14 protein-coding genes are annotated in these 16,957 nt (G+C 64.6%); 10 read left to right on the top strand and 4 right to left on the bottom strand.

Features of this window, described 5'->3' with window-relative positions; all coding sequences use genetic code 11:
- Positions 1–3 precede the first annotated feature (3 nt).
- Together HMPREF3227_RS03630 and HMPREF3227_RS03625 are read left to right on the top strand one after the other, a co-directional pair.
- Positions 4–447, top strand: a complete 444-nt coding sequence (locus HMPREF3227_RS03630; RefSeq protein WP_066484488.1) for a universal stress protein — start codon at positions 4–6, stop codon at positions 445–447.
- Positions 448–507: 60 nt separating this feature from the next.
- Positions 508–948, top strand: coding sequence for a universal stress protein (locus HMPREF3227_RS03625; RefSeq protein WP_066484484.1), 441 nt, complete (start codon positions 508–510; stop codon positions 946–948).
- A 115-nt stretch (positions 949–1,063) separates the two neighbouring features.
- On the opposite strand, the gene HMPREF3227_RS03620 is transcribed toward HMPREF3227_RS03625, so the two are convergent.
- From HMPREF3227_RS03620 to HMPREF3227_RS03605, 4 genes are all read right to left on the bottom strand, one after another.
- Positions 1,064–2,101 carry an App1 family protein gene (locus tag HMPREF3227_RS03620; protein WP_066510332.1) on the bottom strand — a complete coding sequence of 346 codons (1,038 nt, stop codon included), beginning with the start codon at positions 2,099–2,101 and terminating at the stop codon, positions 1,064–1,066.
- A gap of 45 nt (positions 2,102–2,146) precedes the next feature.
- Positions 2,147–4,435 (bottom strand): HelD family protein, encoded by a 2,289-nt coding sequence (locus HMPREF3227_RS03615; protein ID WP_066510328.1) that lies wholly within the window; start codon positions 4,433–4,435, stop codon positions 2,147–2,149.
- Between the two features lie 146 nt (positions 4,436–4,581).
- The gene (locus HMPREF3227_RS03610; RefSeq protein ID WP_066510325.1) at positions 4,582–5,520 is read right to left on the bottom strand and encodes a DoxX family protein; all 939 of its coding nucleotides are present in this window, start codon (positions 5,518–5,520) and stop codon (positions 4,582–4,584) included.
- Positions 5,521–5,626: 106 nt separating this feature from the next.
- A complete protein-coding gene (locus HMPREF3227_RS03605; protein WP_066484466.1) occupies positions 5,627–6,229 on the bottom strand; it encodes an MBL fold metallo-hydrolase in 603 nt (200 codons plus the stop codon).
- Between the two features lie 113 nt (positions 6,230–6,342).
- On the opposite strand from HMPREF3227_RS03605, the gene uvrA reads away from it, so the two are divergent.
- The 8 genes from uvrA (at position 6,343) to pheT (ending at position 16,766) form a co-directional block, all read left to right on the top strand.
- Complete coding sequence (gene uvrA / locus HMPREF3227_RS03600) at positions 6,343–9,186, top strand: excinuclease ABC subunit UvrA (protein ID WP_066484464.1); 2,844 nt, start codon at positions 6,343–6,345, stop codon at positions 9,184–9,186.
- 27 nt (positions 9,187–9,213) lie between these two features.
- Positions 9,214–10,257, top strand: a complete 1,044-nt coding sequence (locus HMPREF3227_RS03595; RefSeq protein ID WP_066510323.1) for a serine hydrolase — start codon at positions 9,214–9,216, stop codon at positions 10,255–10,257.
- Between the two features lie 220 nt (positions 10,258–10,477).
- Positions 10,478–11,047, top strand: coding sequence for a translation initiation factor IF-3 (infC, locus tag HMPREF3227_RS03590; protein ID WP_141629043.1), 570 nt, complete (start codon positions 10,478–10,480; stop codon positions 11,045–11,047).
- A gap of 38 nt (positions 11,048–11,085) precedes the next feature.
- Positions 11,086–11,280: a 50S ribosomal protein L35 gene (gene rpmI / locus HMPREF3227_RS03585; protein WP_066484451.1), complete on the top strand. Its 195-nt coding sequence runs from the start codon at positions 11,086–11,088 to the stop codon at positions 11,278–11,280.
- Positions 11,281–11,337: 57 nt separating this feature from the next.
- The gene (rplT, locus tag HMPREF3227_RS03580) at positions 11,338–11,721 is read left to right on the top strand and encodes a 50S ribosomal protein L20 (protein WP_066484446.1); all 384 of its coding nucleotides are present in this window, start codon (positions 11,338–11,340) and stop codon (positions 11,719–11,721) included.
- Positions 11,722–12,095: 374 nt separating this feature from the next.
- Positions 12,096–12,905: a TrmH family RNA methyltransferase gene (locus HMPREF3227_RS03575; protein WP_066510321.1), complete on the top strand. Its 810-nt coding sequence runs from the start codon at positions 12,096–12,098 to the stop codon at positions 12,903–12,905.
- Positions 12,906–13,155: 250 nt separating this feature from the next.
- Entirely contained in the window at positions 13,156–14,202 is a 1,047-nt protein-coding gene (pheS, locus tag HMPREF3227_RS03570; RefSeq protein ID WP_066510317.1) for a phenylalanine--tRNA ligase subunit alpha, read from the top strand.
- A 29-nt stretch (positions 14,203–14,231) separates the two neighbouring features.
- Complete coding sequence (pheT, locus tag HMPREF3227_RS03565) at positions 14,232–16,766, top strand: phenylalanine--tRNA ligase subunit beta (RefSeq protein WP_066510310.1); 2,535 nt, start codon at positions 14,232–14,234, stop codon at positions 16,764–16,766.
- Positions 16,767–16,957: the final 191 nt, after the last annotated feature.

Raw genomic sequence — 16,957 nt, 5'->3', positions numbered from 1 at the left:
CTCATGCGGTATAAGACTATTGCGGTGGGAACGGACGGCTCTGATACCTCGCTGCGTGCCGTGCGCACCGCTGCGTCGATGGCGGCGGCGTACGACGCGGAGCTCATCATTGTCTCCGCGTTCGGCAGCCACGAAAACGTGGGCACGCGCTCGGGCGGAACTGCGGAAACGCCGATTATCTCCGAAGACATGTCGCAGACCTTCCTTAAGTCTGCCCAGGATGTTGCCGCGGAGGAGGGCGCGAGCAAGGTGCGCATTATCGCGAAGTCCGGCGACCCGGTGGCGACGATGCTCGAGGTGGGCAAGTATCACCGGGTTGACCTGCTCGTGGTGGGCAACAAGGGGCGCAATTCTGTGCGCGACCGCGTCATGGGGTCCGTGGCGACGGAGCTGATGCGCAAGGCATACGTCGATGTCGTTGTGGCGCACACAACGGAGGATCGCTAAACCTGCCAAATGGGGCTAGACTGGAACATCGACTGAGATCCCCCTCTATGAAAGGCCGCCATGAGCGATTACAACAAGATTGTCGTCGGTACCGATGGTTCCAAGTCCTCCCTGCTTGCAGTGGAGCGCGCAGCCAAGATGGCTGCCGCTTTCGACGCCACGCTGATTATCGGCTGCGCGTACTACGAGAACAAGGAAGAGGCGTCCAAGACCCTGCGTCAGGACTCCGTAACCATTCTGGGTGACGACAAGGCGAAGGCAAACCTTTCCGCAGGTCGCGAGCATGCAGAGAAGTTCGGTGTGAAGAGCATCGAGACCGCCGTGCGCCCGGGCACCCCGGTGCAGGCCCTCATGGCCATCGTTAACGAGTTTGGCGCCGACCTCCTCGTTGTGGGTAACCGCGGCATCAACTCCCTGACCGGTCGTCTGCTGGGCTCCGTCCCGGCCGACGTTGCTCGCCAGTCCGACTGCGACGTGATGATCGTCCACACTGTCAACTAAGACGGTGGCCGCGCCGAGCGCGCCGCGAACAGAAAGCCGGCCGGACTGAATTTTCGTTCAGTCCGGCCGGCTTCGTCGTGTCCGGTTCTAGAAACCAAGGTGGAGAAACACCGGTTTAGAATTCCCTCGCGCGGTAGGCCTCGAGGAGTTTGTTGCCGTCCGCGCCCTGGATGAAGGGGAGGGGGCCGAGCGCGGAGTCGCGTTCGTCCACGAGCGGGGTGAGCGAACCGTGGGAGAGCAGCTGCTCGCCCGGGGTGAGATTGCGGATAGCGATGGCTCGGACGCGGTCTGGGTGCTCCTCGGCTGCGTCGCCGTACGTGAGCGGGTCGTGTTGGCCGTCGTCGCCGACGAGAATCCACTTAATCTGCGGGAACGCAATGAACAGGTTGCGCAGCTGGACGCGCTTGTGTTCCTTGCCGCTGCGGAACAAGCCAGTGGGCGTGGGCCCCCAGTCCGTGAGCAGCATGGGGCCCTTGGGCAGGCCATTGTGCTCCAGGAAAGTCTCGAGGGTATCGAAGGTGTTCCAGGCACCGGTCGACAGGTAGATGACGGGCGCGTTGGGGTGGTCTTCGCGTAGCTTCTCGTAGAAGCGCGCCATGCCCGGTACCGGCTGGCGGGCATTTGTGCGCTTGACCCAGGAGTTCCAGGCGGCGGTCATGGCGCGAGGCAGCCAGGTGATGAGCACCGTGTCATCGATATCGCTTACAATGCCGACATCCTGGTCGTCGCCGACGATGAGAACCTCCGCCGTCGTGGGCGGCTGGTCAGTGGGGATACCAGCGTTGGGATCTGCGAGGACCTCGATGGTCACGTCGTGCCAGCCGGGTGTGAGTCCGTGCCCATGGAGCTGGACGTCCACGTAGCCCTGGGCCGTGGAGTGCGTCGTGGCGGAGGCCTCGCCCGCGGTCACGCGGACGGGGATGCCGGGGGCTTGGACAGTGAAGAACTGCCGGTAGCCGCGCTGTGCCCACGCCTCGTTCTCGGGGGCTGCGGGATCGCCGTAAAGCACGCGGCCCAGCACGTGGACAGTCTCTTCGGAGCCATAGCCCTTGTAGGCAGTGACCTGAGGAAGCCAGCCACGCGCGGCGCTGCGCCGCACGTTGTAGTCGTTGATGGTGCGTTCAGCCTTACGGACGATATCTGAGAGTGCCATGGCCCCAGACTACGGAATCTCGCCCGACCGTGTCCCTCGGCTGCGTTAGCTTTCGGGGACCTCGGCGGGCAGCGGGCCGACGACGGTGAGCGTCTGCGTCGCGCGGGTCACGGCGACGTAGAGGTTCTGCCAGCCCTGTGGCGAGGCCTCGACAATGGCCCGCGGCTCGACGACGGTGACGTGGTCGAACTCGAGGCCCTTGACTGACTCCGCGGTGGCGGCGGTGACCACGGCGTGAAGGCGGCCTTCGGAATCGGTGAATGAAACTGTCTCGGAGCCCACCGCGTCTCGCGCGGCGTCGAGCGCGGCGGCGGTCTCGGCGTCGAGTTCGTCGGCGCCCGCGAGGAAGCGTACTGGCTCGCCGTCGCGGACGGCTTGGGCCGGGGTGGCGTCGGGGTCGATGACGGCGAGCAGGCGATTGGCAACCTCGGTGACGGGCTCGGGCGTGCGGTAATTGACCGTGAGCGCGTGGTGGCGGAACCGGGTGCCGACGAAGGCTTCGAGGGTTTCGGCCCAGGAGTCGACGCCTGCGGGGGAGCCGGTCTGCGCGGTGTCGCCGACGAGCGTCATCCAACGCGAGGGGCTGCGGCGGAAGACCATGCGCCACTCCATGGGCGTGAGCTCCTGGGCTTCGTCGATGATGACGTGGCCGTAGGCCCACGTGTGGTCAGCCTGGGCGCGCTGCGCCGTCGTGCGGTGGTCGCGGACCTCCTGGCGGCGGGCGAGGTGCTCAGCGTCGATGACGTCGGCAGCGGAGAGGATTTCCGCGTCAAACATGTCGTCGTCGTTATCTGTGGAATCTGACGAGGACAGGATGTCGAGGGCGTCCTCGGCGTCCGCGATCTGCTCGCGCCACGCGCGGTCTTCGGCCTCCTGCTGTTGCTGAGGGTCGGGCATGCCGATGAGGACGGCGAGCTCGTCGAGGAGTGCAGCATCGGAGGCGCTCCACGCCTCCGCGTCGGCGCGGTAGAGCGCCTCGCGCGTCTCGTCGTCGTAGTCGCCCGCGGCGAGGTCGATGGCGTCGCGGTCGCCGAGGAGCTCCGCGAGGACCTGCGTGGGCGTAAGCTCCGGCCAGTGCTCGTCAATGAAGTCAGTGACGACGCGGGTCTCCGCGAGATCGTCGTGGAGCTGATCGATGTCCGCCTGGCCGAGGAGGTTCTCGCCGCCGAGCGGGTCAGCACCGATCTTGTCTGCGAGTTGGCGGGCGAGCTGATCGATAAGGTGTTCCGCGAAGGCGCCGCGCGCGTCATTGTGCGGGCGGCGCGAGCGCCGTGCGCGGGTGCGCGCGGCCTTGACCATCGCCGGTGTCACAGTGAGGTCGAGGTTATCCACGCGCAGGGTCGCGGCTGATTCGGGGAGCGTTTGGTAGGCGCGCACCGCGTTAGTGAGAATTTCAACCATGGCCTCCGAGCCTTTTACTTCGCGGGCGTCGAGCGACTCGGGTTGCGTGCCCTCCACGCCGGGGAACATCGAGCCCACGGTGGCGAGCACGACGCCGGTCTCGCCGAGCTCGGGCAGGACGCGCGAAATGTAATCGAGGAACGTCGGGTTCGGCCCGATGATGAGCACGCCGGTGCTAGCGAGCAGATCGCGGTGGTTGTAGAGGAGGTAGGCCACGCGGTGGAGCGCGACGGCGGTTTTGCCGGTGCCGGGGCCGCCCTCGACGACCATGACGCCGCGTGTGGCGTCACGAATGATCTCGTCCTGCTCGCGTTGGATGGTCTCGACGATGGAGGCCATGCGGCCCGTGCGGGCGCGCTGCAGTGCGGCGTGGAGGGCGGACTCTCCAGCGACGTCGCTGGAGGCGGCACGGCCAAGCTCGGCGCCGGAGAGCACCTCGTCGTTGATGCCGGTGACGGTGCGACCCTTCGTCCGAATGTGGCGGCGGATGGTAACACCCTCGGGCTGGGCCGTGGTCGCGAGGTAAAAGGGGCGGGCCATGGGCGCGCGCCAGTCGAGCAGCAGCGTACGGTAGTCGTCCTCGCGGTCGTCCAGGCCCATGCGACCGATGTAGCGGCGGTCGAGGCCTTCGGGCGTTGGGTTATTGCCTGGGGCGTCGATATCGATGCGGCCGAAGACGAGGCCGAGCTGCGCGAGGTTGAGCTTGTCCAGCTTGCCCTGGAGGGCGTGGTACTCCGTCTCGCGGCGCACGAGGGCGTCCGAGTCCGGGTTCTGCGGATCGACGTCGAGCATGACCTTGCGCAGGCGCTCGTTGGAGGCGGCGACTTCGTCGTCAAGGCGTTGGAACAGGCCGTCGACATACGCCTGCTCGGCGCCGATGGCGTGGGTGGTGGCGTCGAGATGCTGGGAAGAATCTGGGGATGAATTCGGCATGAGGCAGACTCCTTGGCGTGACGCGGACATAGGCGGCGCGAGTGCGCCGGCATAAGAAGTGCAGACGGATAAGCATACGCCTGTGCGAAGAAAAACGCGGCACGCGGCGAACGACGTGGTGTCGTTCGCCGCGTGGGAGCGGGAGACTAGATGCGGTCGCCCAGCTTCTTCAGGGCCTTAGCGATAGCCTTGTCAGCCTTGGCCTGCAGCTGGTCGGCCTTCTTTGCTGCCTTGCGCTGGTTGCGGGCAACGTCGATCTGGGAGACGGCCTTATCGGCGCGGGCCTGTGCCTTGGAGGCGTTCTTCACCAGAGCCTTGCGGGCGGTCTTCGAGTTGTCCTGGGCAGCGGCGAGGAAGTCCTGGCCCTGCTTCTTCCAGTCATCCGCGTTGTCATCGATGAAGCCCTCTACGGCCTCACGTGCGTCCTCGACGTAGGACTTGGCGGTGTCGAGGAAGTTACGGCCGGCCTTCTCCCAGTCGTCGCGGTTGTCGTCGACGTAGGCCTGAGCCTTCTCCGAGGTCTCGGTGAACCAATCCTGGGCCTGGGAGGAGAACTCCTGGGCGCGGTTGGAGACGTTGTCTGCGAACTTCTCGGACTCGGACTTGGTGGGTAGCGCCGCCTGAACCTTCTTAGAGGTGCGCTTGGTGACATCCTGTGCGCGCCAGCGCAGGGACGGGTTGCCCTCCGTGTCCTGGGTGAGGATGGCCAGGGCGCCGAGGAGCGCGGCGTTGGTGACGAAACCGTTGCGCTGGGATTCCTTCTCGGCCTTATCCTTGGCCTCCCAGAAAGCATTGCGTCCCAGGAGGGTCGCCAGCTGGGTAGCAGCGAGGATACCGGCCGAGGTGCGCGGGGCCTTGCCGAGGGCGAAGAGGGAACCAGCGCCGACCTTAGCGCTGCCCAGCCCGCGGGCAACGAGCTCCGGGTCGTTGGGGATGTAGCCCTTGTACTGGGCCGGCACGACCGTGCGGATCTTCTTGAGCAGCGACTCGGTCTCCTTGACGTGGTCCGAGGTGTTGCGCAGCGTGTCGACACCGTCCCAGACGAATACGGAAGCCAGCGCGGGGCGAGCAATCTTGCGGATCATGCCTAACTTCTCCTTGCGGTTTATTGGATTACTAACTAGTGCCTAGAGTACGCGGGATTACTGCGTGACGGGGCGAAAAACACAGGGGTGGGGTGAACCGAATGGCCTACCAGCGGCGCTCCCACCACTCAGGCAGGTGCGGGCGCTCGTCGCCCAACGTCGTGGGTTTGCCGTGGCCAGGGTGCACGATGGTCTCGTCCGGGTAAACATCAAAAAGACGCTCGGTTACATCTTTATAAAGACGAACGAAATCATTCTCCGAATTGGTCTTGCCTACGCCACCCGGGAAGAGGCTGTCGCCCACAAAGAGGTTGGTCATGCCGTCTATCGATGCCGCCAGCGCCGCGCCGCCTGGCGTGTGGCCGCGCAGAATAATAATGGGCAGCTCCTCGCCGGCGAAGTCGATGTGGTCGCCGTGCTGCAGCTCGACGTCGACGGGCGCGGGCAGGGCGGGAGAGTCGAGGAAGGCCGCGTAATGCGTGGCGCCGGTCTCGCGGAGGATCTCCTCGAGTGCGCGGACGTGATCCCAGTGGCGGTGGGTGGTGAGGACGGCCTCGATGGTCACGCCGGTATCGCGCGCCATCTGGAGGATGGCCGGGGCGTCATCGGCGGCGTCGATGAGGAGGCCGTGTGTACCGTCGTGAAGCAGGTAGCAGTTGTTGTCCATCTCACTGACGGAAATATGTTCTAATTTCAGTGCGTTAGTCATAGTGACAACCCTACGGGTATTTTTAAAGTTCGGAGCACAACCCAACCGGGCCGCCCCTTCTCGCGTCGCGTGGGAACGGGATGACGCGCCCGCTAAGAAGGGAAAGAAAACTAGTGGCAGATCGCCTCATCGTCCGCGGCGCCCGCGAGCACAACCTCAAAGGCGTCGACATCGACATCCCCCGCGACAAGATGGTCGTCTTTACTGGCTTGTCCGGTTCGGGAAAGTCCTCACTCGCGTTTGACACCATCTTCGCGGAGGGCCAGCGCCGCTACGTCGAGTCGCTGAGCTCCTATGCGCGCATGTTTTTGGGCCAGATGGACAAGCCGGACGTGGAATTTATCGACGGTCTCTCGCCGGCGGTGTCCATCGACCAGAAGTCGACGAACCACAACCCGCGTTCGACGGTGGGCACGATTACGGAGGTCTACGACTATCTGCGCCTGCTTTTCTCTCGTGCGGGCACGCCGCACTGCCCGGTGTGTGACGCCGTCATCGAGCGTCAGACCCCGCAGCAGATCGTTGATACCGTGCTGGAGAACGAGGAGAAGCTCAAGTTCCAGGTCCTCGCGCCCGTTGTGCGCAAGCGCAAAGGCGAATTCGTCGACCTCTTCGCGGACCTGTCCGCGCAAGGTTTTTCCCGCGTCCGCGTGGACGGCGAGATCCACCAGCTCACGGATCCGCCGAAGCTGAAGAAGCAGATCAAGCACACTATCGATGTGGTCGTCGACCGCCTGCAGGTCAAGGCCTCGGCGAAGCAGCGCCTCACGGACTCCGTGGAGACCGCGCTCAAGCTGGCCGATGGCCTCGTGACCATCGATTACGTGGACAACGAGGAGCTCACTCACACGTACTCGGAGAAGACCTCGTGCCCCAACGGGCACACACTCACCATCGAGGAATACGAGCCGCGCGCGTTCTCCTTCAACGCGCCCTTCGGCTCCTGCCCGGCCTGCGACGGCCTGGGCACGCGCCTCGAGGTGGACACGGAGTTGCTCATCCCGGACCCGGACGCTCCTGCCACGGAGGCCATTCAGCCGTGGCATTCCTCGCCGAACTCCCGCTATTTCGTAAAACTTGTCGAAGGCCTGGGCAAGACGCTTGGCTTCGACCCGCAGACCCCGGTGAGTGAACTTACCGAGGAGCAGCGCCACGCGCTCATCTATGGCACGGACGTGGAAGTCAACGTCCGGTATAAGAACCGCTACGGCCGCACCCGCAACTGGACCGCGCCCTTCGAAGGCGCCGTGGGCTTCCTCGAGCGCAAGCTCGAGACCGCGGATTCCGATTCGCAGAAGGACCGCCTCCTGCAGTACACGCGCCGCGTCGCCTGCCCGACCTGTGGCGGCACGCGTCTCAAGCCGGAAATTCTCGCGGTGCGCCTGGAATCCACCGCGCATGGCGAGCAGTCCATCGCGGGTCTCACGGCGCTGTCCATCGAGGACGCCGCGGAGTTTCTCGACTCGCTCGTGCTCGGATCCCGCGAGGAAATCATCGCTGGCGCCGTCCTTAAGGAAATCCAGGCCCGCCTGCGCTTCCTCCTCGATGTGGGGCTCAACTACTTGACGCTCGACCGCGGCGCTTCCACGCTGTCTGGCGGCGAGGCCCAGCGTATCCGCCTCGCCACGCAGATTGGCTCCGGCCTCGCCGGCGTCCTCTACGTCCTCGATGAGCCGTCCATCGGCCTGCACCAGCGCGATAACCAGCGCCTCATTAAGACCCTCAAGCGCCTGCGCGACATCGGCAACACGCTCATCGTCGTCGAGCACGACGAGGACACTATCCGCGAAGCCGACTGGCTTGTGGACGTCGGTCCGCGTGCCGGCGAATACGGCGGCGAGATCGTCTACCAGGGCGAGCCGGCCGGCATTGAGAAGGTCGAGGACTCGCTCACAGGCGCCTACCTCTCCGGCCGCCGCGAGCTCGCCGTGCCGGATCACCGCCGTGAGATCGATAAGGACCGCACGCTCAAGGTCGTCGGCGCCCGCGAGAATAACCTCAAGGGCATCAACGTGGAAATACCGCTGGGGGTCATGGTGTGCATCACCGGCGTCTCGGGTTCGGGCAAGTCCACCGTCGTCAACCAGATTTTGGCGAAGACCCTGGCCAATAAGCTCAACCGCGCCCGCCAGGTGCCGGGCCGCGCCAAGCGCGTCGAAGGCATCGAGCACCTGGACAAGCTCGTCCAGGTCGATCAGTCGCCCATCGGCCGCACGCCGCGCTCCAACCCGGCTACGTACACGGGAGTCTTCGACAAGATCCGCAACCTCTTCGCCGAAACCCAGGAGGCGAAGGTGCGCGGCTACAAGCCGGGACGCTTCTCCTTCAACGTCAAGGGCGGCCGCTGTGAGGCCTGCCACGGCGACGGCACGCTCAAGATCGAGATGAACTTCCTGCCGGACGTCTACGTCCCGTGCGAAGTCTGCGGCGGTGCGCGCTACAACCGCGAGACGCTCGAGGTTCACTACAAGGGCAAGAACATAGCCGAGGTCCTCGACATGCCGATTTCCGAGGCCGCCGAGTTCTTCGAGCCGATTACCTCCATCCACCGTTACCTCGCCACGCTCGTTGACGTGGGCCTCGGTTACGTGCGCCTGGGCCAGGCCGCGACCACGCTCTCCGGCGGCGAGGCCCAGCGCGTCAAGCTTGCTTCCGAGCTGCAGAAGCGCACCAACGGCCGCACTATCTACATCCTCGACGAGCCAACCACCGGCCTGCACTTCGAGGACATCCGCAAGCTCATGCTCGTCATCCAGGGGCTCGTGGACAAGGGCAACTCGGTGGTCATCATCGAGCACAACCTGGACGTTATCAAGGCTGCAGACTGGATTGTCGACATGGGGCCGGAGGGTGGCGCCGGCGGCGGCACCGTCGTGGCGCAAGGCACGCCGGAAGACGTCGCGAAGGTGGAAGGGTCCTACACGGGACAATTCCTCAAGGAGTTGCTGCCGCACTAGCCCGCGGCGTGCTTTAGACTCATGCGAATGAAAAAGTCGTTTCTGTGCGCAGGACTCATCCTCCCGCTCGCCGCATGCTCGCCAGCGCAGGAGCAGCCTTCCGATGCCCCCGCAGCCGCCGCTGGGGCCTCCGCCGCGGCGTCTGCGTCGGGCGAGTCAGGCCGCGCGGGGATTGAACGGCGTCTCGACGACCTCGTGGCCGACCTCGTTAAAGAACACCACGGTGCGGAGGTGGGCATCGCGCTCACGGATGCGCAGGGTACGCTCGCCGCCGGTGCGCCCGGCAAGGGCCCAGCGTGGTCCACCATCAAGGTTCCCATCGCTATTACCGCGCTGCGCGACGGTGCGACGACCGACCTCGTCGACGCAGCGATCACAGAGTCCGATAACGACGCGGCCTACGCACTGTGGTCCAAGGTGAAGTGGAGCGAGGACAACGCCACCGCCGCCATCGACGAAGTGCTCGCCGAGGGCGGCTCGAAAGCCACGTGGCAAAAGCCGGACGCGAACGGCGACGTGAGTTTTGGCTATGCCGAATGGCTCATCAAGGATCAGGCGACCTTTGCGGCGCACCTCAACTGCGTGGCCGATCACAAGCAGGTCTCGCGCGCAATGGGCGATATCGTCGAGTGGCAGCAGTATGGTCTCACCGCACTGGACAACACGCGTGCGAAGGGCGGCTGGGGCTTTGACGAGGACAGCGGACGCTATACCCAGCGTCAGTTCGGTGTCCTTGACGTGGGGGACACGAAGTCAGACGCGCACGGCTCCATCGGTATAGCGCTCACCGTGGTCTACAACGATATGGATGACTTCGGTTCCGAGCAGGACGCCTACGACGACGCGGTCAAGGCCCTTGACGACGCAGCGGGCGACCTCAAGGACATGATTTCCGAGGGTATCGACGACGGAACGCTCACCCCAGTTCACGACTGCGACGGCCTGCCGCGTGCACAGGCAACCTCTGCGCCGGAGCACGCCTCGGAGAAAGGGGCATCGGTAAGCGCGGCGACGAGTTCCGAACCCGCCAGCTCGAGCCGTAGGCCAGCGGCGAACTCGGCGCGGAACTAGGCGGCGTGGCGAATTTGGTTCCGCGGGTCGGTGGTGTTAGTCTTAGTTCCACTACCGCCCGCAGAACCTTCCAGGAGGTCTCGGGTCACAAGCGGAGTTTCTCCCACCTGATGCCGCGTCTCGCGCGTTGGCTCAAGGTAAAAAGGGTCACCAGGCTTTCGGGTTTGGCAATTCTTTCGAGAGCTCCCGGCTGTGCACGCACAGACCGGGATTTTCGTTTGTGGTCGAGGTAGGCACACTACGAATCATCTTTATCAAGGAGACCACAATCAGCGCTGAAGCTCGCATTAATGAGCGTATCCGAGTGCCCGAGGTCCGACTCGTCGGCCCGGGCGGTGAACAGGTGGGCATCGTCCGTACCGATGATGCTCGCAAGCTCGCTTATGAAGCAGACCTAGATCTGGTCGAGGTTGCACCGAAGGCCAAGCCGCCGGTCGCCAAGATCATGGACTACGGCAAGTACAAGTACGAGCAGGCCCAGAAGGCTCGCGAGGCTCGCAAGAACCAGCAGCAGACTGTGGTGAAGGAACAGAAGTTCCGTCCGAAGATCGATGAACACGACTACGAGACCAAGAAGTCGAACGTGGTGCGCTTCCTGGAGAAGGGTTCCAAGGTCAAGGTGACCATCATGTTCCGTGGCCGCGAGCAGTCGCGTCCGGAGCTGGGTTTCCGCCTGCTGGAGCGTCTCGCCGAGGACGTCCAAGAAGTTGGCGTCGTCGAGTCGCGCCCCAAGCAGGATGGTCGCAACATGACCATGGTTTTGGGACCAGTCCGCAAGGGCAAGAAGTAGAACGAACAGAACTTTCGGGAATTAAGGACTTAACTCTCATGAAGCAGAAGACCCACAAGGGCATGGCCAAGCGTATTAAGGTGACCGGTTCCGGCAAGCTGCGCCGTGAGCAGGCTGGTCGTCGCCACCTGCTCGAGGGCAAGCCCTCCAAGCAGACCCGTCGCCTCAAGGGCGAGAAGGATGTCGCTCAGAACGACATCAAGCGCGTTAAGCGCCTGCTCGGCCGCTCCTAATAGCGCCGAATCAACCCACACTCAATAAACCACTAGATTTTTTAAGGAAGTATTACTGTGGCACGAGTCAAGCGCTCCGTTAACGCTAAGAAGAAGCGTCGCGCAATCCTCAAGTCCGCTAAGGGCTACCGCGGCCAGCGTTCCCGCCTTTACCGTAAGGCCAAGGAGCAGTGGCTGCACTCCATGACCTACGCTTACCGCGATCGTCGCGCCCGTAAGTCTGAGTTCCGCAAGCTGTGGATCCAGCGCATCAACGCTGCTGCCCGCATGAACGACATCACCTACAACCGTCTCATCCACGGCCTGCGCCTGGCTGAGATCGAGGTTGACCGCAAGATCCTCGCTGACCTTGCCGTTAACGACTTCGAGGCATTCTCCGCTCTCTGCGAGGCCGCTAAGGCTGCGCTGCCGGAGGACGTCAACGCTCCGAAGGCTGCCTAATTACTTAGGCTGAAGCTTCTTATGCCTCCTTCCACGTTTCTCGTGGAAGGAGGCGTTTGCGTTGTCTAAGCAGGCTTGTAAGGAAACACGCATGAAGGCAACGAGTTGGATGGGGGCATTGCTCGGAGCGTGGGGCGGATTCGCTGGCGCGCCCGTGTGCTTTTAAGGCGTTGCGTTGGAACACTCAACCGATGCGGCTCGCAGCTTTGGTTTTATGGCGCCTTGGGGCCTCCGTTTGGGCCTGAGGCGCCATAAAACCAAAGTTGGCGTCGTGTGGCAGTAGCGCGCTATGTCTGGCTCGGGGTTGCGCCCGGCGCGGCTCCGCGAGCGAGGAGGTTGGAAGGGGCTCTGGCGTGGCTGATAGATTTGGGGGCATGAACCTCGACTTCGATAATGCCTTTACTGAGCGCACCCCGCGCATCGTCAACGCCGCCAAGCTGCACCGTTCCAAGGAGCGCAAGAAGGCAGGAAAGTTCATTATCGAGGGCGAAAATGCCGTCGACGCAGCAGTGTCGACCGGCGCCGCCACGGATATCTTTGTCACCGAGGCCGCCGCGCAGCGCTTTGACTATATCTTGACGGCCGCTGGCTACATGGACGTCTACGTCCACCCGATTACGGATAAGGCGGCGAGGCACCTGTCCGATACCGCAACGACCACGGGCCTCTTCGCGCTGTGCAAGCCCGTGTTGTGGTCCGCCGGCAAGATCCTCGCTGGCAAGCCGCGGCTGGTCTCCGTGCCCGTGCTGACCTCCGAGCCAGGCAATGCGGGCACGCTCATCCGTACCTCGGACGCGATGGGCGCGGACGGCGTCATCTTCGCGGGGGAGACGGTGGACCCTCTGGGCTGTAAGGTGGCGAGGGCATCGGCAGGCTCGCTGTTCCATGTCCCCGTCGCGCGCGAGCAGAACATTAAGGACGTGCTGGGACAGCTGCGAAAGTCCGGCATGCAGATCCTCGCTACGGCGGCCGATGGGGAAGTAGACCTTGCGGAGGCTGACCTCACCCAACCCACCGCTTGGCTCTTTGGCAATGAGGCCCACGGCTTGGGTGAGCTGCTCGAGGAAGCTGACGTGCGCGTGCGCATTCCCATCCGGGGCCGCGCTGAGTCCCTCAACCTCGCGACGGCGGCATCGATTTGCCTGTACGAGTCTGCGCAAGCGCTGAATTCTTCAGGCGCCTAACGCGTCGCTTGTGCGCCGTGCGCTTGCTCTTGACAACCCCCAAGTCGCTGGGGCGGGAGCCGTGACCCTCTGCGTCATTGCCGCGGAAGTAGCTGGTGGCTATGTGTGGCGGAAGATGACGTACCACGCCCGCCGGGACCGTTCTACTATGCCTGTGCACGGGGCGCCTATCCCGGTTGCCTGTCGGACTATTGAACTGCGCTAAGATAGCGGGCGTTAGTTTTCGCGCAAGAAGAAGGTTTTAAGGCACGTGTCCGACACTCCTCAGATCGAATTGACCGAAGCTGCGCTGGGCGCGGCTGCCGAATCCGCCATCGCGGCCTTCGACGCCGCTACGACGCTCGATGAGCTCAACGCCGCTCGCCGCGAGCACCTGGGTGACCAGGGCTATATCCCGCGGGCCCGCATGTCGCTGGGGCAGCTGCCGAAGGACGAGCGCAAGGACGCCGGCAAGGCCGTCAACATGGCCCGCGGCCGCATGGAAAAGCGCTTCGCACAGGTCAAGGAGGTGCTCGAGGCGCAGGCGCGTGAGGCACAGCTCAAGGCCGAGACCGTTGACGTTACGGTACCGACCACTCGCGCACAGACCGGTGCGCTGCACCCGATTACGACGCTGTCCGAGCGCATCGCCGACATCTTCATCGGCATGGGCTGGGAGATCGCGGACGGTCCCGAGGTCGAGGCCGAGTACTTCAACTTCGACGCGCTGAACTTCAAGCCGGACCACCCGGCCCGTACCCTGCAGGACACTTTCCACGTCTCGACGGCAGGATCCAAGCAGGTTTTGCGCACGCACACCTCGCCGGTGCAGGTGCGTACGATGCTCTCGCGCGACGTTCCGCTGTACATCGCCTGCCCGGGCCGCGTGTTCCGCACGGATGAGCTCGACGCGACGCACACTCCGGTCTTCCACCAGGTTGAGGGTCTTGCCGTGGACAAGGGTCTGACCATGGCGCACTTGCGCGGCACGCTCGACCACCTGGCCAAGGTCCTTTTTGGTCCGGAGACGAAGACGCGCATGCGCACCAACTACTTCCCGTTCACCGAGCCCTCGGCCGAGGTCGACGTCTGGTTCCCGAACAAGAAGGGCGGCGCCGGCTGGATCGAGTGGGGTGGCTGCGGCATGGTCAACCCCAACGTGCTCCGCGCCGTGGGTGTGGATCCGGAGGAGTACACCGGCTTCGCGTTCGGCATGGGCCTGGAGCGCACCCTCCAGTTCCGTAACGGCCTTACTGACATGCGCGACATGGTCGAAGGCGACGTTCGTTTCACCCTGCCGTTCGGCGTGCAGGCATAACCAAGAACCCAGAAAGGAAGAAAAGAACAATGCTTATTTCCCAGAGCTGGGTCACCCGCCTGCTGGATGCAAAGAACCCGGGCTGGTCCGTTACCGCCGAGGACCTCGACGCTGGCTACGTCCGCGTCGGCTTCGAGACCGAGGGCTACGAGCACCTGCCCGAAATCAAGGGCCCGCTCGTCATCGGCCGCGTCGAGTCCTTCGAGGAGCTCGAGGGCTTCAAGAAGCCCATCCGCTACTGCCAGGTCAACGTGGGCGACGCCAACGGCACGGGTGAGTTGCAGGGCATTATCTGTGGCGCCCGCAACTTCCGTCTCGGCGACTACGTCGTCGTCTCGCTTCCGGGCGCGGAGCTGCCCGGCGGCTTCAAGATCGCTGCGCGCAAGACCTACGACCACATCTCCAATGGCATGATGTGCTCGGCCGCGGAGCTCGGCATGTCCGAGAACTCCGCGGGCATTATCACCTTGGGCGAGGAGGTCGCTGACCTCGTGGGCCAGGACGCCCGTCCGGTTATCGGACTCGACGACACCGTCTTCGACGTCAACATCACGCCGGACCGTGGTTACGCGCTTTCGTTGCGTGGCCTCGGCGGAGAGGTTGCCTCTGCCTTCGGCCTCGAGTACGCCTGCCCGGCCGAAGATCCCTCCGTCGTGGGCATCGATGTCTCCGGCGTTCCGGCACCGAGCGGTGAGCTCATCGATGTCGACCTCAAACCGGAGACCAAGGCCGTGCGCTTTGGCCTGCGTAAGGTCAGCGGCATCGACCCGAACGCCCGCACGCCGTTCTGGATGGAGCGCGAGCTCATGCTGTGCGGTCAGCGCCCAGTCAACCCGGCGACGGACGTGACCAACTACGTCATGCTCCTGCTCGGCCAGCCCATGCACGCTTTCGACGCGAACGCCATCGAGGGTAACCTCGTCGTGCGTAACGCGCAGGCGGGCGAGAAGTTCGAGACCCTCGACCATGTGAAGCGCGAGCTTGACGCAGAAGACGTCGTCATCTGCGATGACAATGGCATCCAGTCCCTCGCGGGCGTCATGGGCGGTACCAAGTCCGAGATCGCGGACGACACCACGGACGTCTATTTCGAGGCCGCGAACTGGGATCCGATCACCGTGGCGCGCACCTCGCGCCGGCACAAGCTGTCCTCTGAGGCGTCGCGCCGCTTTGAGCGCGGCGTGGACCCGGCCATCGTCGAGGCTGCCCTCGATATCGCCTGCGCGCTGCTGGTGCAGATCGCCGGCGGCACCATCGAGTCCGGCCGTACGCTCGTGGGCGAGGTTCCTGCGCGCGAGCAGATCACGCTGCGGGCCGCGAAGCCGGCCGAGTACGCGGGCGTTGACTACTCGCGTGAGACCGTCATGAGCCGTCTCTACGAGGTGGGGTGCGAGATCGAGCAGTCTGGTGAGAACCTCCTGGTCACCCCGCCGACGTGGCGCTCCGACATCACGATGGACGTCGACCTCATCGAGGAAATCCTGCGCCTCGGGGGTCTGGAGGATATCCCGACCATCCTGCCGACCCCGGTGGGCGGCCGCGGTCTCACCCCGGCTCAGAAACGTCGCCGCGCCATAGGCCACGGCCTGGCCTACGCGGGCTACGCCGAGGTCATCCCGGCGCCGTTCGTCCGCAACGACACCTTCGACGTGTGGGGCCTGGACGCTGATGACGAGCGCCGCAAGACCGTCGAGGTCCAGAACCCGCTCGAGGCCGACAAGGCTATCCTGTCCACGACGCTGCTGCCGAACCTCCTCGAGGCCATCGCTCGCAACGTCGCTCGCGGCCGCACGGATCTGGCCCTTTACGGCCTGCAGCAGGTCTCCTTCAAGCGTGCGGATGCTTCGCCGATGCCGTCGGTCGAGTCTCGTCCGTCCGAGTCCACGGTCGAGGAGCTGCTGGGCACCCTTCCGTACCAGCCGCTACACGTCGCGACGGTCGCTTCCGGCAACATTGAACACGAGGGTCCCTGGGGCCAGGGCCGCGCGTACACCTACGCCGATTCCATCGAGTCCGCACGCCTCGTCGCGCGCGCCGCTGGCCTGGACCTGGCCGTTGAGTCGGCCTCCGAGCTGCCGTGGCACCCGGGCCGTTGCGCCGCCCTCAAGGTCGCGAACGCGGACGGCACGGTTGCTGCCGATGCCCCCATCGTCGGCTACGCCGGCGAGCTCCACCCACAGGTCGTTGAGGCCTTGGGCCTTCCGGCCCGTACCTGCGCCATGGAGCTCGACGTCACGGCGCTGCCGCTCGAGGAGCGCTTCCCGGCGCCGGTGCTCTCCGCTTTCCCGGCGCTGCACCAGGACATCGCCCTTGTCGTCGACGAAGCGACACCGGCCGAGGACGTGCGTCGCGTGATTGAAGAGGGCGCGGGCGACTTGCTCGAAAACGCTGCGCTCTTCGACGTCTTCCGTGGAGCGCAGCTGGGCGAGGGTAAGAAGTCTCTGGCCTTCACGCTGCTCTTCCGCGCGGGCGACCGCACGCTCACCGATGAAGAGGCCAACGAGCACCGCCTCGCCGCGGCCGAGCTGGCCAAGGAGCGTCTCGGCGCTGAGATGCGCGCGTAGTTACGTTTGCGTCTGAGGAACGGCACGACCATGTCGATGGTCGTGCCGTTTGCCTGTCGTGGGCGGAGCCGAGCGTACGCGCCTGTGGTCGACCATGGCACCGGAGCGCGGGCGGAGTGCGTTGCGCTGTCTGTGCTGACGGAATGTTGTGTGCCACGGAGCGGTGTCCAGTGAGGTGTTCGACGAAATAA

The organism is Corynebacterium sp. CMW7794, assembly GCF_001563605.1.
Classification (GTDB): Bacteria; Actinomycetota; Actinomycetes; order Mycobacteriales; family Mycobacteriaceae; genus Corynebacterium; species Corynebacterium phoceense.
This window is presented reverse-complemented; position numbering and strand designations above follow the sequence as displayed.